This is a genomic window from Cupriavidus sp. HY129 (genome assembly GCF_059492215.1).
The window spans coordinates 1-24,780 of sequence record NZ_CP083255.1; the positions used below are offsets into that span (position 1 = coordinate 1).

General features: G+C 64.8%; 18 protein-coding genes. 13 read left to right on the forward strand and 5 right to left on the reverse strand.

Annotated elements, in window-relative coordinates:
* Together K6G35_RS16480 and K6G35_RS16485 are read left to right on the forward strand one after the other, a co-directional pair.
* Positions 1-3,471: a hybrid sensor histidine kinase/response regulator gene (locus K6G35_RS16480; protein WP_008643855.1), complete on the forward strand. Its 3,471-nt coding sequence runs from the start codon at positions 1-3 to the stop codon at positions 3,469-3,471.
* Between the two features lie 190 nt (positions 3,472-3,661).
* Positions 3,662-5,050, forward strand: a complete 1,389-nt coding sequence (locus tag K6G35_RS16485) for an MFS transporter (protein WP_008643856.1) — start codon at positions 3,662-3,664, stop codon at positions 5,048-5,050.
* A gap of 55 nt (positions 5,051-5,105) precedes the next feature.
* Here K6G35_RS16485 and K6G35_RS16490 read toward each other — a convergent pair whose 3' ends face one another.
* From K6G35_RS16490 to K6G35_RS16500, 3 genes are all read right to left on the reverse strand, one after another.
* A complete protein-coding gene (locus K6G35_RS16490; protein ID WP_008643857.1) occupies positions 5,106-6,092 on the reverse strand; it encodes a Bug family tripartite tricarboxylate transporter substrate binding protein in 987 nt (328 codons plus the stop codon).
* Positions 6,093-6,160: 68 nt separating this feature from the next.
* Complete coding sequence (locus tag K6G35_RS16495; protein ID WP_008643858.1) at positions 6,161-6,973, reverse strand: SDR family oxidoreductase; 813 nt, start codon at positions 6,971-6,973, stop codon at positions 6,161-6,163.
* Positions 6,974-7,010: 37 nt separating this feature from the next.
* On the reverse strand, positions 7,011-7,853 hold the full coding sequence (locus K6G35_RS16500) for an IclR family transcriptional regulator (RefSeq protein ID WP_017512731.1): 843 nt from the start codon (positions 7,851-7,853) through the stop codon (positions 7,011-7,013).
* Between the two features lie 309 nt (positions 7,854-8,162).
* Here K6G35_RS16500 and K6G35_RS16505 point away from each other — a divergent pair, with 309 nt between their 5' ends.
* The 5 genes from K6G35_RS16505 (at position 8,163) to K6G35_RS16525 (ending at position 12,800) form a co-directional block, all read left to right on the forward strand.
* Positions 8,163-9,026 carry a branched-chain amino acid ABC transporter permease gene (locus K6G35_RS16505; RefSeq protein ID WP_017512732.1) on the forward strand — a complete coding sequence of 288 codons (864 nt, stop codon included), beginning with the start codon at positions 8,163-8,165 and terminating at the stop codon, positions 9,024-9,026.
* A 19-nt stretch (positions 9,027-9,045) separates the two neighbouring features.
* A complete protein-coding gene (locus K6G35_RS16510; protein WP_008643861.1) occupies positions 9,046-10,074 on the forward strand; it encodes a branched-chain amino acid ABC transporter permease in 1,029 nt (342 codons plus the stop codon).
* A complete protein-coding gene (locus K6G35_RS16515; RefSeq protein WP_008643862.1) occupies positions 10,067-10,831 on the forward strand; it encodes an ABC transporter ATP-binding protein in 765 nt (254 codons plus the stop codon). The genes K6G35_RS16510 and K6G35_RS16515 overlap by 8 nt, the downstream gene beginning before the upstream one ends.
* Positions 10,818-11,525, forward strand: a complete 708-nt coding sequence (locus K6G35_RS16520) for an ABC transporter ATP-binding protein (protein ID WP_008643863.1) — start codon at positions 10,818-10,820, stop codon at positions 11,523-11,525. Before K6G35_RS16515 ends, K6G35_RS16520 begins: the two co-directional genes overlap by 14 nt.
* Before the next feature lie 102 nt (positions 11,526-11,627).
* Complete coding sequence (locus tag K6G35_RS16525) at positions 11,628-12,800, forward strand: ABC transporter substrate-binding protein (RefSeq protein ID WP_008643864.1); 1,173 nt, start codon at positions 11,628-11,630, stop codon at positions 12,798-12,800.
* Between the two features lie 192 nt (positions 12,801-12,992).
* Here the strand turns inward: K6G35_RS16525 and K6G35_RS16530 are convergent, their stop codons facing one another.
* Complete coding sequence (locus K6G35_RS16530; protein ID WP_495676758.1) at positions 12,993-15,521, reverse strand: DUF6600 domain-containing protein; 2,529 nt, start codon at positions 15,519-15,521, stop codon at positions 12,993-12,995.
* 188 nt (positions 15,522-15,709) lie between these two features.
* Complete coding sequence (locus K6G35_RS16535; RefSeq protein WP_008648643.1) at positions 15,710-17,035, reverse strand: putative bifunctional diguanylate cyclase/phosphodiesterase; 1,326 nt, start codon at positions 17,033-17,035, stop codon at positions 15,710-15,712.
* A 221-nt stretch (positions 17,036-17,256) separates the two neighbouring features.
* Here K6G35_RS16535 and K6G35_RS16540 point away from each other — a divergent pair, with 221 nt between their 5' ends.
* From K6G35_RS16540 to K6G35_RS16565, 6 genes are read left to right on the forward strand one after another with little or no spacing between them, the layout of a single operon-like run.
* The gene (locus K6G35_RS16540) at positions 17,257-18,927 is read left to right on the forward strand and encodes a methyl-accepting chemotaxis protein (protein ID WP_008648635.1); all 1,671 of its coding nucleotides are present in this window, start codon (positions 17,257-17,259) and stop codon (positions 18,925-18,927) included.
* A gap of 27 nt (positions 18,928-18,954) precedes the next feature.
* Positions 18,955-19,428, forward strand: a complete 474-nt coding sequence (locus K6G35_RS16545) for a chemotaxis protein CheW (protein ID WP_495676759.1) — start codon at positions 18,955-18,957, stop codon at positions 19,426-19,428.
* Positions 19,425-20,717, forward strand: a complete 1,293-nt coding sequence (locus tag K6G35_RS16550; RefSeq protein WP_008648632.1) for a CheR family methyltransferase — start codon at positions 19,425-19,427, stop codon at positions 20,715-20,717. The genes K6G35_RS16545 and K6G35_RS16550 overlap by 4 nt, the downstream gene beginning before the upstream one ends.
* Entirely contained in the window at positions 20,710-21,444 is a 735-nt protein-coding gene (locus tag K6G35_RS16555) for a chemotaxis protein CheW (RefSeq protein WP_008648631.1), read from the forward strand. The genes K6G35_RS16550 and K6G35_RS16555 overlap by 8 nt, the downstream gene beginning before the upstream one ends.
* Positions 21,441-23,744: a hybrid sensor histidine kinase/response regulator gene (locus K6G35_RS16560; RefSeq protein WP_035883136.1), complete on the forward strand. Its 2,304-nt coding sequence runs from the start codon at positions 21,441-21,443 to the stop codon at positions 23,742-23,744. Before K6G35_RS16555 ends, K6G35_RS16560 begins: the two co-directional genes overlap by 4 nt.
* On the forward strand, positions 23,741-24,757 hold the full coding sequence (locus tag K6G35_RS16565; RefSeq protein WP_186425720.1) for a chemotaxis response regulator protein-glutamate methylesterase: 1,017 nt from the start codon (positions 23,741-23,743) through the stop codon (positions 24,755-24,757). The genes K6G35_RS16560 and K6G35_RS16565 overlap by 4 nt, the downstream gene beginning before the upstream one ends.
* Positions 24,758-24,780 lie beyond the last annotated feature (23 nt).

Genomic DNA, 24,780 nt, shown 5'->3' on the forward strand with positions numbered 1-24,780 from the left:
ATGCAGCAAATACTCGATCGCACACAGGAGTCGCTGGCGCAGGCGTTTGCTTCGCTGGCGCGCAACGCAAGACGGCAGCGTCAGCTCTACTACGCCACAGTCGGCCTCCTAATTGCGATCGTCATCGTATCGGCCATCCTGCTCGGCGGGCTTGCGGCTGCCAAGCAGCTCGACATCCGACGCAGTCATCTTGCCCAGTATGTCAGCGCGATCTCCCTTCAACTCCAGAGCGATGCCTCATTCCTGCGCCGAACGACGCTGACGGTGGCGCATTACCTGAATGCCCGCAGCGATTCGCCCACCGATCCAGATCTTCTCGAACGCATACGTCGTACTGGCATCGCCGTTGCTCCTGATGGCCGCTACACACTGCTGGTACCCTCGAGCACGCAGCAGGCCTGGGGCCGTTCGCTTCCAGAACGCGTCTGGCAATTGCAGCAGATTGCCATTGCTGCGCTGACCACCCGCGTCGCCTTCGAACTCGATAATCCCGCCTATGTGGTCGACGCGAATGCCGAGTACGCCGTCATCCTGACACCGTCTCCAATGCCACTCGACGTGGCGCTTCTGATTGCCGAGCAAAACGACCCTGTGGAAGTACTGCGGGACAAACTCGTTCAGGCCTTGCAGGCCCGGACCGGACAGGAGCTTCCGCGTAACGGAGAGCAGGTTTGGATCGGACCCGTCGAGGATCCGGTGCTGCACTCGCAAGTCATGACGTCCGTGGTAGGGACAACGGCAGGCGACGGACACCGACCTGCGCTCATCGCATCGAGTACACCTGTCAATGCCTTCCTGTCCCAGCTCAAGCGCCCGAGCGATCCAGCCATGCTGCTGTTGCTCAACCACGCGGAAGACCGCATCGACATCTCCCCGCGGGGAAGCTCGCTCGAAGTCGCGGAACGCATTCTCTCGCGCACACGCCGCCTGCCCCCCGACACACTCCGGCTCGGAAGATCCGGCCTGGTGCTGGTGCAGCCATTGCGCCAGGATTTCGGCTCCCTTGTCTATTTCCTGGCCTACGGCAAACTATTCAGTTCGATCTACTACGAACTGATGACCATCGGGTCCCTGAGCATGATGTTGATCATCGCGATCGTGATATCCACACGCTACTGGGACATTCATTTGCTGAGACACGGCCAGGCCGAAGCCGCCCGCGCGCTCGAGAACGAAACGATCAACCATATCCTCGTCAATGCCACGCCGATCGGGCTTTGCATCGTCCGCCAGCAGGACCACGTCATCGTGACCTCGAACCTGGTTGCCGACACGTTGCTTGGATGCAGTCGGGGAGCGACGATGCCCACCCGGATCATCGACGCCTTGCGCCAGCGCCCCTCGCAGGCTTTCAGTGACGCGTTCGGGCCAATTGCGCAGATCAGGGTGCCCGGGTACGCCCATGCCGACGCTTCCCGGCGGTGCAATTCCACGACGGAAGCCGCACCTGCTTCAAAGCCACAGTTTCTGCAAATTACATCAGCGCCCGCCAGATACCGCGGAGAGTGCGTGCTCTTCTGTGCCATTCAGGACGTAACAGCACAACAACAACTCGAGCAGAAGCTTCGATCCGCCCAGCAAGCGACGGAAGCCATGATGCGTGCCCGATCGAATTTCTTTGCCGCGATGAGCCACGAGATACGCACGCCACTGAATGCGCTCCTGGGCAATCTCGAACTGCTCGGGCGCAGCCGCGGCCTCGAGGCACACGCAACACGGCTACGCGCATTGCAGTCGTCCTCCGAAGGGCTGCGTCGGATCGTCAACGATATTCTTGATTTCTCGAAGATAGATGCTGGCGAGATGAAGCTGGTGTCCGCACCTTTCAATCCGCTCGACGAACTTGAAAGTCTGTCCCTTTCCTACGCGCCCATGGTGACGGATCGACCGATCCGCTTCTACGCCCAACTTTCGCCTACCCTGAGCACGCTTCTGAGGGGCGACCGCATGAGGCTGGCGCAGATCGTCAACAATCTGCTTGGCAATGCGTTCAAGTTCACGGCGAGCGGGAAAATCACGCTTAGTGCGGAGATTTCTCGAGATGCCCAAGGAATGGCGACGCTGGTCTGCCGGGTGCGAGACACCGGAGACGGCATGTCTCAGGCGCTGGCTTCCCGTGTATTCCAACCCTTCGTGCAAGGCGAGACCAGCACCACGGCGTATTACAGCGGCACTGGACTCGGCCTCTCCATCTGCGCCCGACTGAGCGAGCTGATGGGCGGACACATCAGCGTTGAAAGCGTGGAGGGCGTGGGCAGTGCCTTCACGGTAGTCATTCCGTTTGCCGAGCCTGCGGCAACGGCCCCGGCACATGGATTGACGATGCTTGGTGGCATGGTCATGGTGCTATGCCAGGAAACGGAATCTGGTGCCACGCTGGAAGCCTGGCTGACAAGAGTCGGCTGCCAGGTGCACGTGCTGCCGGCCAGTTGCGCCGCCCACACCTGGCTATGTACCAGCCATCCCCAGATCATGGTTGTGACCGGAGAGTATGGGCTCGACACAATCAGATCACTTCGAACCATTTGCCCGGCGAACGCCGTGTGGATCACACGCAATGGGCCGGATCGCCCAGCAGAGCTGGAATCGGGAATCTTTGAGGTTTCCGCATACAACCATGCCGCCATCCTGGCCGGCGTAAAAACCGCATTGATCGGGCCACCGCGACCGGTCGAAACAACAAACGGAACCGCCGGCGCAAATGGAAAGGCGCAGGCCGAAGCGACTCCCCATTCGCCCGATCAGCGTGGCACGGTTCTGGTCGCCGAAGACAACCCACTGAACCGCATGCTGATTGCCGAGCAACTCGAGACGATCGGCTGGACGTCAATCGTGGTCAACGATGGGCGCCAGGCACTCGCGGTGCTCGATCAACAAGCTGTCGACATCGTGCTGACCGACATCCAGATGCCGGTAATGAACGGATACGAACTGCTATCTGCAATCAAGGCCAAAAGGCCGCCGCTGCCCGTTTTTGCATTCAGCGCGGTCACGCACGCCGGTCAGGCCTCCGACTGGCATGCTCGCGGATTCGACGGCTACATTGCCAAGCCAGTGTCGCTGGCGGAACTGGAGCACGCCCTGCACGGCGTGTCCCTGCAACCGGACGTAGATGCCGCGCGCTCCACACCCGCCTCCAGCGACAGTCCCGCCGATATCGTCCCGGCGGCCGATCGCGAGCGCTACCGGGCGCTGCTGCGCGAACACCTGCAAACGGATGAGCCCAAGCTTGCCGGCATCCTGCTCAGCCGCAATACCCAGGCCTTGGGCCAATGGGCTCATCGTTGCGCGGGGGCATTCCTGATCGTCGGCGCAACCACCATCGTCAAGCTCTGTCGAGCCGTCGAGCGCCTCTGCGATGACGGAAACGAGTGGTCGCCCCTCCTGGAAACAGAAGCCGGTGCATTGCAGGCGGCGGTGCATGACTTCCGCGCCAGCCCGGATCAGCCCGAGGAAACGTCAACTACTTGATCCGGCGACGCAAGAAAGCGTTGTCACGTAGCCGCATGACGCACCGTGAGAGATATCCAGATTTGCGCTGCATGGCCTGACAGGACGATAATGGCGGGGCCGTTCTCTTCCTGATCCAGGGCGCCAAAAGCGGTCTGACGGGGTCTCCGGGCCCGGAATGGCAAGCCCAAGCCGCTCTCTGCCCCGTTCCATGCAGCCCCATCAAGGACTCCCCTATCCCCAGCGTGCCTGGGCAATCCTGACCGTCTTCTGCGGTCTCATCATGGCCGTGCTCGATGGCTCGATCGCCAATATCGCGTTGCCATCGATCTCCCGTGAGCTTAACGCCGAAGCCGCCAGCACGATCTGGGTCGTCAATGCCTACCAGTTGACCGTTACCATCTGCCTGTTGCCGTTGTCGTCACTGGGCGACATCCTCGGCTACAAGCGTGTGTACCGGACTGGGCTGGCAATCTTCCTCATCGGATCGCTGCTCGCCGCATGCGCGGTGAACCTGCCGATGCTGGTGGCGGCCCGTGTCATCCAGGGCATCGGTGGTGCCGGCATCATGAGCGTCAATACCGCGCTCGTGCGATTCATCTATCCGCCGACCAAGCTCGGACGCGGTATCGGACTCAACGCGCTGGTGGTTGGCGTGACGATCGCCGTTGGCCCTTCACTCGGCGCGCTGATCCTTGGCATCAGCAGCTGGCCGTGGCTGTTCGCGGTGAATGTACCGGTGGCCATCGTCGCGCTATGGATCTCGCGCTGGGCGCTGCCTGACACACCGGCCCAGCCGCGCGCGTTCGACTATCCCAGCGCCGTGCTGTCCGCAGTGGTCTTCGGCATGTTTATCCTCGGCGTCGACAGCATGGGGCACGCAACACTGCGCGTCGTTGGCGCGATCGGGATCGCGTTGGCCATCGTCCTCGGCTGGCTGCTGGTGCGTCGCCAACGCGGGCGTCCGGCGCCGCTGGTACCGGTCGATCTGTTCGCGAGCCGCGCCTTCACGCTGGCTGTCGGCACATCGTTCTGCTCGTTCATGACGCAGATGCTCGCGTTCGTAGCCTTGCCGTTCTATCTCGAGTATCAGCTTGGACGCAGCCTGCAGGAAACGGGCTTGCTGATCACCCCCTGGCCGCTGATGGTCGCCTTGATGGCAGCGCTGTCCGGCAGGCTGTCGGACCGCTATCCGGCCAGCATTCTGGCAGGCGCGGGCCTGATTATGCTGACTACCGGTCTGATTGGCCTGGCCTTGCTCTCGCCAACCGCCAGCAGCTTCGATATCGCCTGGCGCACCGCGCTGTGCGGTATCGGCTTCGGCTTCTTCCAGTCCCCGAACAACCGGGCGATGATCGGCGCCACGCCACGTGAGCGAAGCGGCGGTGCCAGCGGTGCTCAGGCAACGACGCGTCTGCTGGGACAGACCACGGGAACCGCAGTGGTCGCGCTGCTGTTCAGCCTAGACAACGCTGGTGCGGCGAGAACCGCGCTCTTCGCCGCCGCCTGCGTGGCGGCGATCGGCGCAATCATCAGCTTCAGCCGGCTGCGCGACGCCCTGCCCGCACCGACCGAAGGCGCGGCCGAGCCGGACGCCTGACTACCCAAGGGCCAGGACTCGCGAGAGCCCCGGCCCTTGCCGGGAAGATGCGGTATTAGTCCGCCTTCGCGCCAGAATCCTTCACGACCTTCGCCCACTTGGCGATCTCGCTGCGCTGATACTCTGCCAGCTTCTCAGGCGTCCCGAGAACCGGATCGAGACCCAACGTCTTGAGCTTTGCCTGCACGTCGGGCTGCGTGAAAATGCGGTTCATCTCGGCGTTCAGCTTGACCACGATCTCTTTCGGCGTATGTGCCGGCACGAAGACCGCGAACCACGATGTTGCCTCGTAACCGGGCAGGCCCTGCTCGGCGATGGTCGGGATGTCCGGTGCGGAGGCCGAACGATGCGCACTGGTCACGCCCAGCGCGCGCAGCTTGCCCTCCTTCACCACCGGCAGCGCGGACGGCAGGTTGTCGAACATCATCGTGATGTGGCCGCCCAGCAAGTCCGGAATGGCCATCGCCCGCCCCTTGTATGGAACATGCTCGATTTTCGTTCCCGCCATCGTGTTGAACAGTTCGCCCGCCACGTGCAAGGACGTACCGATACCCGGCGTGCCAAACGTCAACTGCCCCGGCTTGGCCTTGGCCAGCGCAATCAGTTCCTGCACGTTCTTCGCGGGCACGGACGGATGCACGACCAGCACGTTCGGCGTGGACGCCAACAGGATCACGGGCGTGAAGTCCTTGACCATGTCATAGGGCATCTTGCTGTACAGCGCGCCATTGATCGAATGCGTGCCGACCGTGCCCAGCGCCAGCGTGTAACCATCGGGCGCTGAGCGGGCCACCGTCTCCGCGCCGATATTGCCGCCCGCGCCCGGCTTGTTGTCGACGATAACGGGCTGCCCCAGCGAGAACTTCTCGGAAAAAATCCGCGCAAGAATGTCCGGCGCACCACCGCTCGGAAAGCCGACCACCATGCGGATCGGCTTGGCCGGATAGGCATCGTTCGCCTGCGCGGCGGGAATCGCCGCTAACGAGGCCGCGGCAGCCAGCATCGCCACGACATGGCGACGCGTGAACATTCGTACATACATGGATCTGTCTCCTGATTCTCCGGGCTTTTCGCCTCTGGATATGGGATAGGCCCGCGCGGGGCCCTGAGTTAAACGACGATGTTGCCAAACTCCTTGGTGACCTGGTCGTGCAGCCGACGCATGCCACGCAGCCACCGATCGTAGTCTTGCCCCTTGCGACGGTAGTACTCCAACACCTCGGGGTGCGGCAGGATCAGGAAGCTCTCGTTGGCGACGCCTTCGAGCGTCTTCTCAGCCACGTGCTCGGCCGTGACCGAACCAGCCTGCAGGAAGCCCTTGCGCTCGCCGCCCTCGCCGAACAGCATCTTCGTCTGCACACCCTGCGGGCAGATGCAGCTCACCTTGATGCCGCGGTCGCCGTAGGTGATCGACAGCCATTCGGCAAAGCCGATCGCCGCGTGCTTGGTCACGGCATAAGGCGCCGATCCGATCTGCGAGAGCAGACCCGCAGCCGAGACCGTGTTCACGAAGTACCCATCACCACGTTCGAGCATCTGCGGCAGCGCAGCCTTGGCCGCGTGGATATGCGCCATGACGTTGATTTCCCAGATGCGCTGCCATTCGTCCGCGGTGGCATCAAGGCCCTTGCGCAGGATGATGCCGGCGTTTGAGCAGAACACGTCCACCTGACCGAAACGCTGCGTGGCGGTGTCGACCAGATTCTGCACGGCTTCGGCATTTGCCACGTCCACGCGTTGCGAGAAGATCTGGCAGCCTGGCGCGGCCGCCACTGCCTCGGCGGCCACCTGCGACGCGCCGGCCTCGTCAATATCCGCCACGGCGATGCCGCGTGCGCCGGCACGGGCAAACGCCAGCACCAGGGCGCGTCCAATACCGGTGCCGCCACCGGTCACGATTACGGTCTTGTTGCGAACTTCCATGCATGCCTCCAAGGTTCGATGTCTGCGATGAATAAGATCAGGCTGGCCGCCAGAGTCTTGCCGCGAGCGCGTCCGCCAACTCGCGAATGCGGGGGCCAAGATTGCCTTCGAGAATTTCGGGCGAGAGCCGCGTGGACGCCCCGCCGATGTTGATCGACAGCACTTCCGAGCCATCCGCCAGACTCACCGGCGCGGCGGCGCCACTCACCGAACGGTCCCACTCGGCGTGCGCCATGCAGAAGCCACGTCGCGCGTGTTCGCGCAGCCCACGCTCAAGCTTGGTACGGATGGATGCCCAACGCGCCCCGTGGTGACGCTCGAGTTCGGCGAACACCGCGCCTCGCCGATCGGATGTCAGGCCCGCCAGCCACGCCTTGCCGATGGCCGATGTCGCCATCGGCAGCCGCGAGCCAGGCGTGAGCCTCATCACCAACGCACCACGCGGCTGGCACACCTCGAGATACACCATGTCGTGACGATCCGGCGCCGCCAGCGCCACCGTACAGCCAGTGGCAAACGCCAGAGACTGCATCAGCGGCTGCGCGATATCGCGAATGCCGGCCCCCGAGAGATAGCGCTGCGCGGGCAGCATCGCCGCCTGGCCAATGCGGTACTTCTCCTGGGCCTCGACGTACACGAGGTACCCGAGGCTGGCCAGCGTGTACGTCAGGCGCGACACGGTTGGTCGGGGGATGCCGGTACGACGAGACAACTCCGCATTGCCAAGGAAGTCATCGTCCGGTCCGAACGCACGCAGCAACTCCACGCCGCGGGCCAGCGCCGTGACGAAATTCCGATCCCCGTCCTCAGCGGGACGCGCGGCATCGGCCGATACCAGGGCGGTATCGGCGGGCATCGGAATCGAGGTTGTGCGCTTCATTTCGACTTCATATCAGTTTCCGGCAAGGAACGACCGCGCTATGCGCGGAAAGAATTGCGGTCATACACACGGCAAGTAAGGCAAGGCCCGCCCCGGGGGCCACTTGCACACTGAAATCAGGGATAACGCGGAGGTTCTGAAAGGCTTCTGCAAGCCCATATTTCGCACAGCGGAATACTACGTCCGATCGCTTGACGCTACTTAAAACGCTATGCAACAGTCGCCAAAAAAGAACGACCGTGCGAGAACGTCACGGCGTCAACAGACAGTGTCGGTACAAACCCCTGTATCGGCGCAAGGAGACGGTTCATGGCATTGTTTTTTCAGCAGTTTCTCAATGGCCTGACTTTGGGCGGCGTCTATAGCCTGGTCGCACTCGGACTGACCCTGGTCTACGGCATCTTGCACGTACCAAACTTCGCGCACGGCGCGTTCTACATGGCCGGTGCGTATGTGTCGTACTACGCCATGACCACGCTGGGCATGAATTACTGGCTGGCCATGCTTGCGGCGGCCGTCGTGGTGGCGGTGCTGTCGATGCTGGCGGACCGCCTGGTCTTTTATCCGCTGCGCCATGCGCCCGAGATTCACGACATGATCGCCGCCATCGGCATCCTGCTGTTTCTCGAAGCCGGCGCGCAGGCCCTGTGGGGGGCCGACTTCCACCGCATGCCCACGCCGTATGGTCAGATGGTCGAGATCTTCGGCCTGACCGCTCCACTGCAACGGCTGTTGATCATCGTCGCGGCATTCGGCCTGATGGTGCTGCTCCACCTGTTCCTGACGCGCACGGTCACGGGTTCGACGATCGTCGCCATGGCGCAGAACCGCGAAGGCGCCGCGCTGGTCGGTATCGACGCCATGCGCGTGACACTGCTTGTGTTCGCGATCTCTGGCGCGCTGGCCGCCATCGCCGCCACACTCTACGCGCCGATCAACCTGGTCTATCCGAGCATGGGCAACCTGGTCATCACCAAGGCGTTCGTGATCATCATCCTCGGCGGCATGGGCAGCATCCCCGGCGCGATCGTGGGCGGGCTGATCATCGGCATGGCCGAAAGCTTCGGTGGCTTCTACATCTCCACCGACTACAAGGACATCATCGCCTTCCTGCTGCTTGTGATCATCCTGTCGGTGCGTCCGCAGGGCCTGTTCGCCGGCAAGACCGCCTGACAGGAACCAGGAGACCACCATGAAAACAATGCAAGGCAAAATCGGCTGGACGCTGTTGTTCGTCGCGGCCATCGTGTTTCCGCTGGCCGTCCCCAACAGCTACTACCTGACGGTGATGACGCTGGCCTTCATCATGGCCATCGCCACGCTCGGGCTGAACCTGCTGACCGGATACACGGGCCAGCTCAATCTCGCGCATGGCGGCTTCATGGCTATCGGCGCCTACACCCTGGGCATCCTGACCGTCGACCATCAGATGCCGTACTGGCTCGCGTTCGCGTTGTCCGGCGTGGTCTGCATGGTTTTGGGTTATGTCGTCGGCACGGTGTCGCTGCGCCTGAAGGGGCACTACTTCTCGATCTTCACGATGTGCGTGGGCTACATCATCTATCTGCTGATCGAGAAATGGGAGAGCCTGACCCACGGTGCGGTAGGCCTGATCGGCATCCCGGTCCCGGCTTCGATCGGTCCGATCGCCTTCGACAGCGTACAGGCGCAGTACTACCTGGTGCTGGTCTTCCTGGCCCTGGGCACATTCGTCATGCATCGCATCGTCAGCTCGCTGGTCGGCCGCAGCTTCATGGCCGTGCGTAACAGCGATGCTCTCGCGGAAGCGCTCGGCATCAACCTGATGCGCACCAAGGTCCTGTCGTTCGTGCTCTCCGTGGGCTACGCCGGATTCGCCGGCGCGCTCTATGCCGGCCAGGTACGCTTCCTGGGTCCGGACATCGCCCGCACCGACATCACGTTCGACATGGTCATGGCGATGCTGGTCGGTGGCACGGGCACGCTGCTCGGTCCGCTGCTTGGTTCGCTGCTGGTACCGTGGGTCACGCAGACCCTGCAGTTCCTGCAGGACTACCGGATGCTCGTGTTCGGTCCGGTGCTGATCCTGCTGATCATCTTCGTGCCGGATGGCATCGTCGGTTCGTTCCTGAAGCGGCAAGTCCGCCGAGCCGCCGCCGCGCGCCGTGGACAGATGGCCGCCGCGCGCCCGACGCAAACCACGTCCGTCCCGACCACCCGCCCCGGAGCCGAGAATGCTTGAGATCCGCAATCTGACCAAGAAATTTGGCGGCCTGACCGCGGTGCACGATGTGTCCGTAACGTTTGAGACCGGCCATATCAACGCGATCATCGGTCCCAATGGCGCCGGCAAGACGACGTTCTTCAATCTGATCGCTGGCACCCATGCGCCGACATCGGGCCAGATCCTGCTCAAGGGACAGGACGTCGCCGGACTGCGCGCGGACCAGATCGCCCGCCTGGGCGTGGCGCGCACGTTCCAGGCCACCTCGCTGTTCGACCGCGCGACCGTGCTCGACAACCTGATCGTCGGCCATCGGCTCCGCACAAAGTCCGGGCTGGCCGACGTGCTGTTCAACACGCGCCGCCTGCGCGAAGAAGAGAAGCTGTGTCGGGAGAAGGCCGAGGCCGCGCTCGATTTCGTCGGGCTGTCACACCTGGCGCATGAACTGGCTGCGGATATCACCCAGGAAGCGCGCAAGCGCGTGGCGTTCGCGCTTGCGCTGGCCACTGACCCGGATCTGCTGCTGCTCGACGAACCTGCCGGTGGCGTGAACCCGGAGGAGACGGTCGGCCTTGCCGAACTGATCCGCAAGATGGTCCGGCACGGCAAGACCGTCTGCCTGATCGAACACAAGATGGACATGATCATGCGACTGGCCGACAAGATCATGGTGCTCAACTACGGCGAAAAGATTGCCGAAGGCACGCCGGCGCAGATCCAGCAAGATCCGCACGTCATTGAAGCCTACCTGGGAGCCGACCATGTTGCAGCTTGATCGCGTCTCGCTGTCGTACGGCAGCTTCCGCGCCCTGGACAATATCTCGCTGCACGCAGGCGCCGGAGAACTCGTGGTACTGCTTGGCGCGAACGGCGCGGGCAAGAGCTCCATCTTTCTCGCGATGAGCGGCATCCATCGCATCAGCGGCGGCAGCATGCGTTTCGACGGCCGCGAGCTTGGCGGGATGAAGCCGTCGCAAATCGTGCAGGCGGGACTCGTGCACTGCCCAGAGGGCCGCAAGCTGTTCCCCGCAATGAGCGTCGAGAAGAACCTGACGCTTGGCGCCTATGTGCATCGCCGTGACCGGGCCGGCATCCGCAAGACGCTCGAAGAGGTCTACGAGATGTTCCCGATCCTGCTCCAGAAGAAGGATGATCCCGCGGGATCGCTGTCTGGCGGGCAACAACAAATGGTGGCGCTGGGCCGCGCGCTGATGAGCCGCCCGCGCGCGCTGCTGCTCGACGAGCCCTCGCTGGGTCTTGCACCGCTGGTGGTCAAGCAGATGTTCGAGATCATCCAGCGCATCAATCGCGCCGGCACCACCGTACTGCTGGCGGAGCAGAACGCCTACGCGGCGCTCGGCATCGCCCATCGCGCCTACGTGATCGAGAATGGTCACATCGTGATGGAAGGTGATCGCGATACGCTGCTGAAGGATGAGGGGATCAGGAAGGCGTACATCGGCGGGTAATTCGATTCGCCGAACTGGCTGAATACACCCTTCTCTCACTCGCGGGAAAAGGGCGATAAGGGCGTAGAGAACAAGCGCAGTCAAAACTCAAAGGAGACAGCAATGCAGTACAAGACATTGGGTCGTTTCTTCCCGCTGGCCGCATGCGCGGTGGCGGCATTGGTCGCATCGGCACCGGCACTGGCGCAGGAAGTGGTCAAGATCGGCTACACCGGTCCGCTGTCGGGCGGCGCGGCGCTCTACGGCAAGAACGTGCTGTCGGGCATCCAGATGGCTGTCGACGAGATCAACGCCAGCGGCCTCGAGGTCAAGGGCAAGAAGGTCAAGCTGGAAGTCGTCTCGCTCGACGACAAGTACGCGCCTGCCGAAGCCGCGATCAATGCGCGTCGCCTGGTGCAGCAGTACAAGACCCCGGCGGTGTTCGTACCCCACTCGGGCGGCATCTTCGCGCTGCAGGCCTTCAATGAACAGGAAAAGTTCATGGTGATGGCGTACTCGAGCGTGCCGCGCATCACCGACGCCGGCAACAAGCTGACGATCCGCATCCCGCCGGCATACACCGGCTACATCGAGCCGTTCGTCAAGGCGCAGATGAAGCGCTTTGGCAAGAACGTGGCGCTGGTACCTGCCGACCATGACTACGCCAAGGCCTGGGTGCAAGCGTTCGTGCCGGCCTGGGAAGGCGCGGGCGGCAAGGTGGTGGGCAACAATCCGATGTCGTACACCAAGGCCACCGACTTCTACACCGGCGTTTCGCGCGCCATCGCCGACAAACCCGACGTGATGTTCGTCGGCGGCCCATCGGAGCCGACCGCGCTGGTGGTCAAGCAGGCGCGCGAGCTTGGCTTCAAGGGCGGCTTCATCATCATGGACCAGGCCAAGATGGACGAAATGGCCAAGGTCACGAACGGTCTGGCCATGCTCGAAGGCTCGATCGGCGTGATGCCGCTGGTCAACGACGCACGCCCGGTGGCACAGGCCTATAACGCCCGCTACAAGAAACTGCACGACGGTCGCGATGCCACCACGGAAATGTCGCTGAACTACACGATGACCTGGGCGCTGGCCAATGCCATGAAGCTGGCAGGCACCACCAGCGACGCAGCGGCCATCCGCGCGAAGATGCCCGAAGCGGTCAAGACGCTGCCGAAGGATGTCAATCCGAACGAGGTGGAAGGCATCGACGCCAAGGGCGGCTCCATGGCCGATACCGTGGTTGGCTGGGTGCAGAACGGCAAGATCGCGCCGGTACGCCTGTCGGAACTGGGCAAGTAAGCAGCCCGCCGGAGAGAGACGACGGAGGAGTGGGACCCTGCTGGCGGGCAAGCCAGCGCCATAACTAGAATCGCAAGTGGAGAGAAAGCAAAGGGCGTCCGATGATTCGGACGCCCTTTGTCTTTCAGGAGGTGCCGCTGGACATCCACCCCCTATCCCGCTAGCTGGCGAGGGTGAAACACCACGGACTCATCAACGACCGTCGTTATGTGCCTGTTCCTCACGACTCTGACGCGCGCGCTCCTGCTGCGCCCGTTGTTGCTGCTGTTGCTGTTGCTGCTGCTGTTGTTGCTGTTGTTGCTGCTGGATCTGGCGCTGGCGGTCCTGCTGTTGGCGCTGTTGCTCCTGCATCTGCCGTTGCTGCTCCTGTACCTGCCGCTGTTGTTCCTGCGCCTGGCGCTGCTGATCCACCTGTTGCCGCTGCATGGCCTGCTGACGCTGCTGCTCGAATTGCTGGCGCTGTTGCTCCTGGAACTGGCGTGCGTGTTCGAGCTGCTGTTGCTGTTGCTGTTGCTGCTGCTGCACCTGCCGTTGTTGATCCATCTGCTGGCGTTCTTGCGCTTGCCGCTGCTGGTCCATTTGCTGCTGCCGCTGCTGCGCCTGCCGCTGTTGATCCATCTGCTGGCGTTCTTGCGCCTGCCGTTGCTGGTCCGACTGCTGTTGCCGCTGCTGCGACTGCCGTTGCTGATCCATCTGCTGACGCTCTTGCGCCTGGCGCTGCTGATCGAACTGCTGCTGACGCTGTTGCGACTGCCGTTGCTGATCCATCTGCTGACGCTCTTGCGCCTGGCGCTGCTGATCGAACTGCTGCTGACGCTGTTGCGACTGCCGTTGCTGATCCATCTGCTGACGCTCTTGCGCCTGGCGCTGCTGATCGAGTTGCTGCCGCTGCTGGTCCTGCGCCTGTCGCTGCAGCGCCTGCTGCTGACGCTGCTGGAATTCCGCGGACTGCCGCTGGCGTTCTTCCGTCTGGCGTTGCTGGTCGAACTGCTGACGCTGGATCGCCTGCTCCTGTCGTTGGGACTCCTGCGGCAGACCACGCATCTGGTCCGGCCGCGGCGCGAAGCCGCGACCGCTCTGGGCCGCCTGGCTAACCCGCACATCAGGTTGCCACGGCATTGCCTGGGCTGGCTGCCCACCCCGGCGTGAACCCTGTTGCGGCCGCGCTTCCTGCGTCGGCCCCCGCCATGCCGGCCCCGCACCCGCCGTGCCGCCTTCGCGCGCGAAGCGGTTTGCCAGTTCGTCGGGCCCCACACGGCCAGGCTGACGCGCGGCAATCGCCTGCCGCTCAAACCCCGCGCGCGCCATCGGCGGCAGCCCGCGCGGCTGGGCCGCGCCAATCAGGCTGGTCTTGACCGGCGCCATCGGCGGCGCGCCAAAGTTGCCTTCACCAGCGGGCAGATGCCGCCACTCGTCGCGCGTACGGGCACGCGGCACCGGTCGGCCCTCCACGAAGCTCCGTGACGACATGCCAGAGATCGCGCCAGGTACCTCGCGGTTGTTCCAACGATCCCGATCGCCACGGGCGATAAAGTTGTTGTTGATCGTGACGTTGTTGATGCGCGTGACATAGGTCGGGCTGGCGCGATAGATCGGCCGATACACATCGCGAGGGCCCAACGGATACCAGGCCACCCCCGGCCCGCCGCCGATGCTGATCGTCGCGCTCACGCCACCGACGAATCCGACCACCGCTGGCGCATAGTAAGGCCGCACCGAGATCGGCCCCGGCACCCATCCCCAGCGGTTGCCGAAGTAGGCCCAACGCCCATAGTGAGAAGGCGCGAAGCCCCACGGCGCGTCGTCGACCCAGGTCCAGCCCCAGGGCGCCACCCAGGCCCAGTAGCCCGAACTATAGGGCGCCCAACCGGCTGGCTCGGCGCGAGGAAACCACACCGCGCCATAGCCCGGGTCTTGCTGCCAGTCACCATAGTCGTCCAGCGCGGTATAGCCCGTCATATCGCGCGGAACATAACGCGCCGATACGGACTCATCCTCGCGCGCGTCGCGCGCGGCCGTCCACTGGTCGAAGCTGTCGGGTCCACCAACGTTGCCCGGACCGGCATCCGCGAGATCGGCACCCGCAAAGCGCATCCGCTGCCCACGGCTCATTTCGATCGAACGCGTGTCGCCATAAAGCACGGCGGTGCCGTGGCGGATCGACACCTGCGTCGTGGTGCCGTCGGGGGAAACGTCGAGCCGGTAGTCACCCGGCTCACGTGGCACAAACGCCAGATTGGGTGTATCAATCTCCACTTGCTGGTCGGGTGGCAGCGCGCGCACGCGCAACTGGAGCGTGCCTTGTGTCAGTTTTACCTGCGTGGTGTGATCGTCGAGGTTCAGCACCCCTGCGGCGGTGCCGCCACCCAGTCGGATCGCAGTGGCGCCGGCGTGAAGTTCCGCTCGGCCGCCCGGATCGACCCAGACCCGGTCGCCAGTGGTCACTGGCCGATTCAGGCCGATCGCAGCCCATTCGTCGGAGCCCGCCGGAGCAAAACTGAGGCCGCCGGCCGCATCGGTTACCGTGGCAATGCGCGAGGAAGGGTCCGCCGACTGTGCAGTTTCCGGGCCGGCGGGCACTCCGGCTCCGCCTTGCCCCTGCTCGATGTAGCCAGGAGGCATGTTCGGGTTATAGCCCTGAGCGCCGGCCGGTGCCTGCGCGAGCAGCGCGGCCAGGCCGAACGCCACAGGCGCCAGCGCGAATCTTGTATGGGATTGCATGTGTGTTACCTGAGTCCGGTGGGCCACCGCGCCCACGCGCGGCCGCCATCGTGGCGACCTGTCAGTGCCACCCTACATCTGATAACGATGCAGAGTTCTACCTGTGTACCGGACTTTGTAAGTACATATTTCCCCGCGGCCCGGCCGGGCGATGGGGGATAAAGGTGGAAACAAATCCGTCGCCCGTGTCAGCGCGGCTGGCGGCGGAGGTGCTCTGTCAGGAGGTCAGCGGACATCGGGCGCCCATAGAGATAGCCCTGCGCCTCGACGCATCCGTTGGCCAGCAGGAATTCCCGCTGGGCGTTGTTTTCCACCCCTTCGGCGACCACGCCGATGCGCAGGCTCTGCCCGACGTTGATGACCGAACGCACGATCGCCGCATCGACACTGTCTTGCGTGACGTTGCGAATAAACGACTGATCGATCTTGAGCCGGTCCACCGGGAAGGATTTCAGGAAGCTCAGAGATGCATAGCCGGTGCCAAAATCGTCGCAAGTCAGCGTCACGCCATCGCGGCGCAGCGCCTGGAGCTGGCCCGACACCTCGTCGCCCTGCTGCAGTGCGATGGTCTCGGTGATCTCGATCTCCAGCCGGTCGGGCGGCAGCTCGAGCGCCCGCAGCACATGGCGGACCTCGGTCAGCAAGCGGCTTTCGGACAGCTGGGCGGCAAACAGGTTGATCGCCACCCGGGGGGCATCGGGAAACGTCAGCGACCACGCCCGCGCCTGCGCGCAAGCCGTGTGCAGCAGCCACATGCCGACGTCCGCCGCCACGCTGCTCGCGGCCAGGGCGTCGATAAACGCGGCCGGGGCCAGCAGGCCCAGCGTCGGATGCCGCCAGCGCATCAGTGCCTCCGCGCCCAGCACGCGGCCATCCCGCAGGTCCACCTGCGGCTGGTACAACAGTTCGAACTGCCGCTGGGCGTAGGCTTCCCGCAAGGCCTGGACGAGCGACAGTCGCGTCATCACATCCGTGCGCATCTGCGGTTTGAAGAAGCGGATCGTGCGCCCGCCATCGTGCTTGGCCCGGGCCAGTGCCAGGCTGGCGGCTGCCAGCACATCGGAAGTGGTATCCCCGCCGGTCGGCATCACGCACGCGCCCAAGCTGGCCAGCACATGGTGGCGGCGGCCGTTAAGTTCGTGGGGGGCAGACAGCATCGACAGGATGGCGGCGCTCACGTGCCGCACCAGCGTCGGGTCCGAGATGGAGGTCAGCAGCACGGCGAACTCGTCGCCGCCCACGCGGCCAACCACGGCGTCGCGCGGCGCGGCATCGCGCAGCCGGCGGGCAACTTGCTGGAGGATGGCATCGCCCTCCATATGGCCATGCATGTCGTTGAACGCGCGGAAATCGTCGATGCCAACCAGCAACAGGGAAAAGCGGGGCGTCGCCTCGCTATGCAGGCGCGTTTCCAGCCGATTCAAGAATGCCTGGCGAGCGACCACGCCGGTCAGCGGATCGACATCCGCCGGCGGCAAGGCACCAGTCGCCTGCGCCTCCGACTTGGCCACCATCCCTGCCCTATCTGTTGTGATGAACATGTTCCCTGCTCAAGCTATTTGGCAAGTGTGACGAAAACCTTGGAAAATGCAAGCGCTTCCAATTTCCGGCGCAACGGCGCAACGCCCCGGGCACCGCGTTGAAATGGCTTGGGCGTTACAGTACCCTACGCCGCAAAAGGCTACCACCCAAACGAGGGATACCCCCAACTGGGTGACGGCGCCCGCCCCAACGCATGACCCAGCCCGCCCCGAGCCCGGCGGCCTCACCGGAGACGATCCTGATCGTGACCCACTGGACCATCCGCACCCGCATTCTGGCGAGCTTCACCATCATCCTGCTGGTCATGGCACTGATGAGCGGCGTCGCCTACCGACGGCTGTCCGCCATCGAGCACGAAACCACCGTGATGCGCACCGATGCGCTGCCGGGCCTGAACTACAGCGCCGGAATGCGCGGGGTCTGGGGCGAAATCTACGTGCTGGCCTGGCAGACGGTAACCGCGGCCGATGCTCCGCAGCGCGCCCGCCTGCTGACGCAGACGCAGGACGCCATGCAGCGTCTGGACCGTTTGGAGCAGCAGTACGACGCCACCATCGTCCGTGACGACGACCGGGCCCGCTTCCACAACTACCAGGCCGTCCGCGCCCGGTACCAGCAGGCCGCCCAGCCGTACCTTGACCCTGCTCAGTGGAAGGATGCCGCCACAGCCCAGGCCGCCCTGCGCGGCAGCGCGCACGACCTCTGGTCTGATGGCCGGAAGTTGCTGCAGGACATCGTCGACGACAACGGCAAGGTCAATGAGCGGGCCTCCACTGGCATCGTTGACTCGGTGGTAACGGCCAAGGTCAGTATCGAAGTGGCATTCGGCATCGCCGTGCTCGCCGCCCTGATCGCCGGCTATCAATTGCTACGCGCCATTACGGTGCCGATGGGCAAGATCGTCTCGCTGCTGAAGACCATGCGCGGCGGCGACCTGCGCCAGCGGATGGTGCTGCATCGGCAAGACGAGTTCCAGGCCGTGGAGGAAGGTTTCAACCAGATGGCTGACGAGCTGACGTCGCTGGTCGGACAAGCGCAACGCTCGGCAATTCAAGTCACTACCTCGGTCAACGAGATCGCCGCCACGGCGCGCCAGCAGCAGGCCACCGCCACCGAAACGGCCGCCACGACCACGCAGATTGGCGCGACTTCGCGCGAAATCTCGGCTACCGCGCGCGACCTGGTCCGCACCATGAGCGAGGTTTCCCACGCCGCCGACCAGACAGCCGGACTGGCTGGCACCGGTCAGGTGGGTCTGTCGCGCATGGAAGCGACGATGAACCACGTGATGGAAGCCGCCGGCTCGGTTAACTCCCGTCTGGCCACGCTCAACGAGAAGGCCGGCAATATCAACCAGGTGGTGACCACCATCGCGCGCGTGGCGGACCAGACCAACCTGCTGTCGCTGAACGCCGCGATCGAGGCCGAAAAGGCCGGCGAGTACGGCCGCGGATTCTCCGTGGTGGCCACCGAGATTCGTCGCCTGGCGGACCAGACCGCCGTGGCCACCTACGACATCGAACAGATCGTGCGCGAGATCCAGTCGGCCGTGGCCGCCGGGGTGATGGGCATGGACAAGTTCTCGGAGGAAGTCCGCCGCGGCATGTCCGAGGTCACCCAGGTGGGCGACCAGCTTTCGCAGATCATCGGGCAGGTTCAGTCCCTGGCGCCGCGCGTGCAGATGGTCAACGAAGGGATGCAGGCGCAGGCAGGCGGCGCCGAGCAGATCAATCAGGCGCTGATCCAGCTGTCCGAAGCCGCGCAGCAGACGGTGGAGTCGCTGCGTCAGTCCAGCCAGGCCATCGACGAACTGACGCTGGTTTCCAACGAACTGCGCAGCGGCGTCTCGCGCTTCAAAGTCTGAGCAGGCGACCCCGGAGCCGCCATCGCCATGGCCCTTTTCCTGCTCTTCCGCATCGGCGCCGATCGCTACGCGCTCGATAGCGTCGAGGTGGCCGAGGTCCTGCCGCTCGGCCCCGTCAAACAGATACCCGGCGCGCCGGAGTGGGTCTGCGGACTGATGACCCGGCACGGACAGCCCGTGCCTGTCATCGACATCACCGCGCTGGCCACCGGCACACCCGCCACCGCGCGCGCCAGCACCCGCACCGCGCTGGTGCATTATCGGCGCGCGCGCGACGCCGGCACCCAGCCTCGCGTGCTTGGCCTGCGGCTCGAGCACGCCAACGAAACGCTGCGCTGCGATCCCGCATCGTTCATCGATGGCGGCATCGACCCGACACACGCCCGCTATCTTGGACCGGTGCGCCACGATCCGCGTGGCCTGATCCAATGGGTACATGTCGGTGCGCTGCTGCCCGACGCCGTCCACGCCATGCTGTTTTCCGCAACGTCCCCGGCATGACCGACGCCCCCCATCCGCCCACCTTGATCGAGGCGCTGCTGAAGGAACGCATCGGGCTTGATGCCGCATCGGTCGGCCGAGGCACGATCGCGCGCGCGGTGGAAGAACGGCGCCAGGCCCTGGGCGCCGATGACCCCGCGGCCTACTGGAACCTGCTTCATGCGGTGCCGGACGAGCTGCAGGCGCTGATCGAGTCCGTCGTCGTCCCGGAAACCTGGTTCTTCCGGCACCGCGAGGCACTGCTCGCGCTGGCCCGATTCGCCGCGCAACGGGTGTTCGGGGCCGGGGAGCCGATGCTACGCATCCTCAGCCTGCCCTGCTCGACCGGTGAAGAGCCCTATTCGATCGCGATGGCGCTGCTCGACGCCGGGATTCCGGGCAATCGCTTCCGCGTCGATGCCATCGATATCAGCGCACGCGCCCTGGAACGCGCGCGCGCCGCTGTCTATGGCGACAACGCGTTTCGCGGCCAGCCGCTGGACTTCCGTGATCGCTACTTCATGCCGGTCACCGGCACACCGGCGACCTATCAACTGCTGCCAAAGGTCCACAATCAGGTACGGCTGCTATACGGCAACCTGATAGACCCCGACTTGCTGAGGCACGAAGCGCCGTACCACTTTGCGTTTTGCCGCAACCTGATGATCTATCTCGATCCGGCCACGCAGTGCGAAGCGATCCGGACCCTGCGCCGCCTGACCCGGCCAGACGGCATGATCTTCGTTGGTCCCGCGGAAGCAAGCCTGCTGACGCGCGAGGGGCTGGCCGGCGCAGGGGTCCCGCTGGCCTTCGCCTTCCATGCTCAGCCAGCCGCCAGCCCATCGAGCCACGCGCCAGCAGCGCAAATGGTGCTGCCGCCACAGCCCGTGATCACGAGGGCCCGATCGGCCGCCACCACCCCGGCAAGGCACGCGGCGCCCGTGTCGGATGTGGCGACGAGCAGCCCGTCAGCGCAGCCAACACCCGCGCCCAGCCGCGAAGCCGCGCTGGCTGCCATGGCAGCCATGGCCGATCGCGGCGAACTCGATCGCGCCCTGGCGGCGTGCCAGCAATTCCTGGCTGAGCACGGGACATCGGCCGACGGCTGGTGTCTGCTGGGCGTGCTGCACGATGCCTCGGGCCGCGCCACCGAGGCGCACGCGGCCTACCGCAAGGCGGTGTATCTCGACCCTGGCCATGAAGAAGCGCTCTATCATCTGGCCGCCCTGCTCGACAGCGGAGGCGATACCGCCGGCGCGCACCGCTTGCGCGAACGCGCCCAACGTCATGCCCGAATGAGCCATGACTGAACCAAATTCACTGTTGCCCCATGCCGCCCCGGCAAGCGCCATCGACGACTGCTGGCGCCGCATCGGCGTGACCGGCGATCGCACCTGCCCGCTACTCGCCACGCACATCACCTGCAGGAATTGCCCGGTCTACGCCCAGGCCGCCTTGGTGTTGCTCGACACACTGGCCATCGACCCGATCGTCCAGCCTGCCAGCGATAGCGATACGCCCATCGACCCATCGTCAGCCGACCGGCTGGCCGGAGAGTCGTACATGGTGTTTCGCGTCGGCGACGAATGGCTGGCCTTGCCGACGGCCGCGCTGGGCGAAGTCACTGCGCCTGCGCTGGTCCACTCGCTGCCACATCGGCGCCATGCCGCGCTGATCGGGGTAGCGGCCGTGCGCGGCGCGTTGCTGACGTGCATCTCGCTGGCGCTGCTGTTTGGCGAATCCGCTGAATCCGCTGAATCCGCTGAATCCGCTGAATCCAACGGGCGTGGCGGCCAGGATGCCCAGCGCGCGGCGCGCTTCCTGATTCTTGGCCAGGGACGCAATGCGATCGCGCTGCCCGTTGCCGAGGTAGCCGGCGTCGAGCGCGTCACGCAGGATGTCTTGCTGCCCTTGCCGGCGACGCTCGCGCGCGCCTCCGCCCGCTATTCACGCGCGCTGTTCGATTTCAACGGCCACAGCGTCGGTCTGCTTGATGCCGACCTGCTGCGGCAGGCGTTGACCCGGAGCCTGTCATGAATCCGGAACAACTCCGTGATGCCTCGTTGCTGGACCTGTTCGCGCTCGAAGCCGACGCGCAGGCCGATGTGCTCAATGCCGGCCTGCTGGCCCTGGAACGCGATCCCACGGCAGCCGTCCAGCTCGAGGCTTGCATGCGCGCCGCGCATTCGCTAAAAGGGGCCGCGCGCATCGTCGGGCTCGACGGTGGCGTGCGCGTTGCGCATGTGATGGAGGATTGCCTCGTCGCCGCGCAACGTGGCGGCCTTCTGCTGAGCGCCGCCCATATCGATGCGCTGCTGCAAGGCACTGACCTGCTGCAGCGAATCGGCCATCCGCCCGATGGCAACGCCAACTGGCCGGAGCTTGGCGGCAAGGCGGAGATCGACGCTTTCGTCGCCCGTCTCGAGGCGCTGCTCGATGGTGGCGCGGATGTGGCGGCACTGGCAGCACCGACAGTGTTGCCGTCGGCCGCCGAGCCCTCGCCGCCGGAGCCCCCGTTATCCACGGTCGATCGCCCGTCAGCGAGCACCGTCGCGCCGGCGCAGCCACAGGAGTACTCCGGCAACCAGGAACGCATCCTGCGCGTCAATGCCGAACGGCTGGACCGGCTGTTGGCGATGGCCGGCGAGTCGATGGTGGAGACGCATTGGCTACGGCCGTTCGGCGTCGCGATCCAGCAAGCCAGGCGTCAACAGATGCGCGTGATGCAGGCGCTCGATGGCGTTCAGGCGCTGCTCGACAGCCCCGATAGCACCGTGCCACGCTTGCGGGCGGCACTGATGGAGACTCGCCAACTGCTCGAGGACAGCCACGGCCAGCTCACCCAGCGCGTGGAAGAATTCGACCAGTACGATCACCGCCAGAGCGGACTGTCGCGCCGCCTGTACGACACAGCGCTGTCGTGCCGGATGCGCCCGCTGGCCGATGGCATCACCGGTTACTCGCGCATGGTGCGCGACCTGGGCCGCTCGCTCGGCAAGCGTGTCCGACTGGAGTTGTCCGGCGAGCAAACCCAGGTCGACCGGGACATTCTGGAACATCTCGACGCACCGCTGGCTCACCTGCTGCGCAATGCGGTCGATCATGGCATCGAAGCGCCGGAGACGCGCCGCGTCGCCGACAAGCCGGAAGAAGGCCGGGTATCACTCCATGCGTGGCACAACGCCGGCCGGCTTGTGATCGAGATCTTCGATGACGGCGCAGGCGTCGATCTGGAAGCGTTGCGCGCCGCCATCGTGCGGCGAGGCCTCGCCCAGGCGGACACCGTCGCGCGGCTATCGCAAGCCGAGTTGCTCGAGTTCCTGCTACTGCCGGGATTCAGCATGCGCGAGACGGTTTCCGAGGTCTCCGGCCGCGGCGTCGGGCTCGACGCCGTGCAGGACATGGTGCGTGCCGTGCGGGGCAGCCTGAGGCTTTCCCAGCAGCCTGGCAGCGGCCTCCACTTCCATCTCGAGTTGCCGCTGACACTGTCGATCGTGCGGGCGCTGCTCGTGGAAATCTCGGGCGAAGCCTATGCATTCCCGCTGGGCCACGTGCTGCGTGCCGTGGCCGTGCGCCGCGAAGACATCGAACAGACCGAGCAGCACCAGCACTTCCGCCACGACGGCAAGCCGGTGGGACTGATCAGCGCCGCGCAGGTGCTCCAGCGTCCCGAGCGTGGCCAGGATGGAGATACCGTCCCCGTGGTCGTCATCGGCGAGCAGGATCGCGTGTATGGCCTTGCAGTGGATCGCCTGATCGGCGAGCGATTGCTGGTGGTGCAGCCACTCGCGCAGGCCCTTGGAAAGATCAAGGACATCGCGGCGGGCAGCCTGACCGACGATGGCACGCCGGTCCTGATCTTCGACGTCGAGGACATGCTGCGGTCGGTGGAAAAACTCGTCTCCGATGGCCGCATCGAACGGGTGCGCCATGGCGGCGAGGAAACGACCCAGACACGACGCAAGCGCGTGCTGGTGGTGGATGACTCGCTGACCGTGCGCGAACTGGAGCGCAAGCTGCTGAGCGGACGCGGCTACGACGTGGCCGTCGCGGTGGACGGCATGGACGGATGGAACGTGCTGCGTGCGGAATCGTTCGATCTGGTGATCACCGACGTCGACATGCCGCGCATGGATGGCATTGAACTCGTCAGCCGGATACGGAGCGATGCCCGCCTGACGCATCTGCCGGTAATGATCGTCTCGTACAAGGACCGCGAGCAGGATCGCGAGCGCGGCCTGCAGGCTGGCGCGGATTACTATCTGGCCAAAGGCAGCTTCCACGATACCGCGCTGCTCGACGCGGTACGTGACCTGATCGGCGAGGCACGCTCATGAGAATCGGCATCGTCAATGATTCCGCGCTGGCTGTTACCGCATTGCGGCGCGCGCTTGCGCTGGACGCCACACTCGAGATCGCCTGGATCGCCGGCGACGGCGAGGAAGCCGTGCGGATGGCGGCGACCCAGACTCCTGACCTGATCCTGATGGACCTGCTGATGCCGGTCATGGACGGCGTGGAAGCCACACGGCGCATCATGGCCGAATCGCCGTGTGCGATCGTCGTGGTGACCATGGACCTCGGCCGTAACGCGAACCAGGTGTTCGATGCCATGGGGCACGGTGCGATCGATGCCGTAGACACCCCGACGCTCACCGACTCCGACACCAAGCTCGCGGCCGGCCCGCTATTGCGGAAGATCCGGAACATCGCACGCCTGCTTGGCGGACGCGCGCAGGCGCCCCATCCGCTCGCGGCGGCCACCAAGACGCCCACCGCGCCCCGGCTGGTCGCGATTGGCGCATCGGCCGGCGGCCCGGCTGCGCTGGCCACGCTGCTCGGCGCGTTGCCAGCTGACTTTGGCGCGGCGGTCGTCGCCGTGCAACATGTCGACGAAGCGTTCGCCCAGGGCATGGCCGAGTGGCTCGACGCGCAGTGCCAGCTGCCGGTACGCCTTGCCCGGGCTGGAGAGGTACCGGAGGCCGGTGCGGTGGTGCTGGCCGGCACGAACGATCACTTGCGCCTGACCAGCTCGGGACGCCTCATCTATACCCCCGAACCTTGCGACTACCTGTATCGCCCTTCGATCGATGTGTTTTTTGAAAGCGTGGTGGAACACTGGCGCGGTGAAGCAATCGGAGTATTGCTGACCGGCATGGGACGCGATGGGGCGCAAGGCCTGAAGGCCATGCGTGAACGCGGCTTCCAGACCATCGCGCAGGATCAGGCCACGAGCGCCGTCTACGGGATGCCCAAGGCGGCGGCCACACTGGGCGCGGCGAGCGAGATTCTGCCACTGCAGAAGATCGCGCCGCGACTAGTCATGACGTGTGGCGGCGGTCGGCGGTAAGAGAAAAGAACAGGAGGCGAATA

What these genes read in the sequence shown, in the direction of transcription:
- K6G35_RS16480 (WP_008643855.1), top strand. Translation starts at nt 1, where the DNA reads ATGCAGCAAATACTCGATCGCACACAGGAGTCGCTGGCGCAGGCGTTT.
- K6G35_RS16485 (WP_008643856.1), top strand. Translation starts at nt 3,662, where the DNA reads ATGCAGCCCCATCAAGGACTCCCCTATCCCCAGCGTGCCTGGGCAATC.
- K6G35_RS16490 (WP_008643857.1), bottom strand. Translation starts at nt 6,092, where the DNA reads ATGTATGTACGAATGTTCACGCGTCGCCATGTCGTGGCGATGCTGGCT.
- K6G35_RS16495 (WP_008643858.1), bottom strand. Translation starts at nt 6,973, where the DNA reads ATGGAAGTTCGCAACAAGACCGTAATCGTGACCGGTGGCGGCACCGGT.
- K6G35_RS16500 (WP_017512731.1), bottom strand. Translation starts at nt 7,853, where the DNA reads ATGAAGCGCACAACCTCGATTCCGATGCCCGCCGATACCGCCCTGGTA.
- K6G35_RS16505 (WP_017512732.1), top strand. Translation starts at nt 8,163, where the DNA reads ATGGCATTGTTTTTTCAGCAGTTTCTCAATGGCCTGACTTTGGGCGGC.
- K6G35_RS16510 (WP_008643861.1), top strand. Translation starts at nt 9,046, where the DNA reads ATGAAAACAATGCAAGGCAAAATCGGCTGGACGCTGTTGTTCGTCGCG.
- K6G35_RS16515 (WP_008643862.1), top strand. Translation starts at nt 10,067, where the DNA reads ATGCTTGAGATCCGCAATCTGACCAAGAAATTTGGCGGCCTGACCGCG.
- K6G35_RS16520 (WP_008643863.1), top strand. Translation starts at nt 10,818, where the DNA reads ATGTTGCAGCTTGATCGCGTCTCGCTGTCGTACGGCAGCTTCCGCGCC.
- K6G35_RS16525 (WP_008643864.1), top strand. Translation starts at nt 11,628, where the DNA reads ATGCAGTACAAGACATTGGGTCGTTTCTTCCCGCTGGCCGCATGCGCG.
- K6G35_RS16530 (WP_495676758.1), bottom strand. Translation starts at nt 15,521, where the DNA reads ATGCAATCCCATACAAGATTCGCGCTGGCGCCTGTGGCGTTCGGCCTG.
- K6G35_RS16535 (WP_008648643.1), bottom strand. Translation starts at nt 17,035, where the DNA reads ATGGTGGCCAAGTCGGAGGCGCAGGCGACTGGTGCCTTGCCGCCGGCG.
- K6G35_RS16540 (WP_008648635.1), top strand. Translation starts at nt 17,257, where the DNA reads ATGACCCAGCCCGCCCCGAGCCCGGCGGCCTCACCGGAGACGATCCTG.
- K6G35_RS16545 (WP_495676759.1), top strand. Translation starts at nt 18,955, where the DNA reads ATGGCCCTTTTCCTGCTCTTCCGCATCGGCGCCGATCGCTACGCGCTC.
- K6G35_RS16550 (WP_008648632.1), top strand. Translation starts at nt 19,425, where the DNA reads ATGACCGACGCCCCCCATCCGCCCACCTTGATCGAGGCGCTGCTGAAG.
- K6G35_RS16555 (WP_008648631.1), top strand. Translation starts at nt 20,710, where the DNA reads ATGACTGAACCAAATTCACTGTTGCCCCATGCCGCCCCGGCAAGCGCC.
- K6G35_RS16560 (WP_035883136.1), top strand. Translation starts at nt 21,441, where the DNA reads ATGAATCCGGAACAACTCCGTGATGCCTCGTTGCTGGACCTGTTCGCG.
- K6G35_RS16565 (WP_186425720.1), top strand. Translation starts at nt 23,741, where the DNA reads ATGAGAATCGGCATCGTCAATGATTCCGCGCTGGCTGTTACCGCATTG.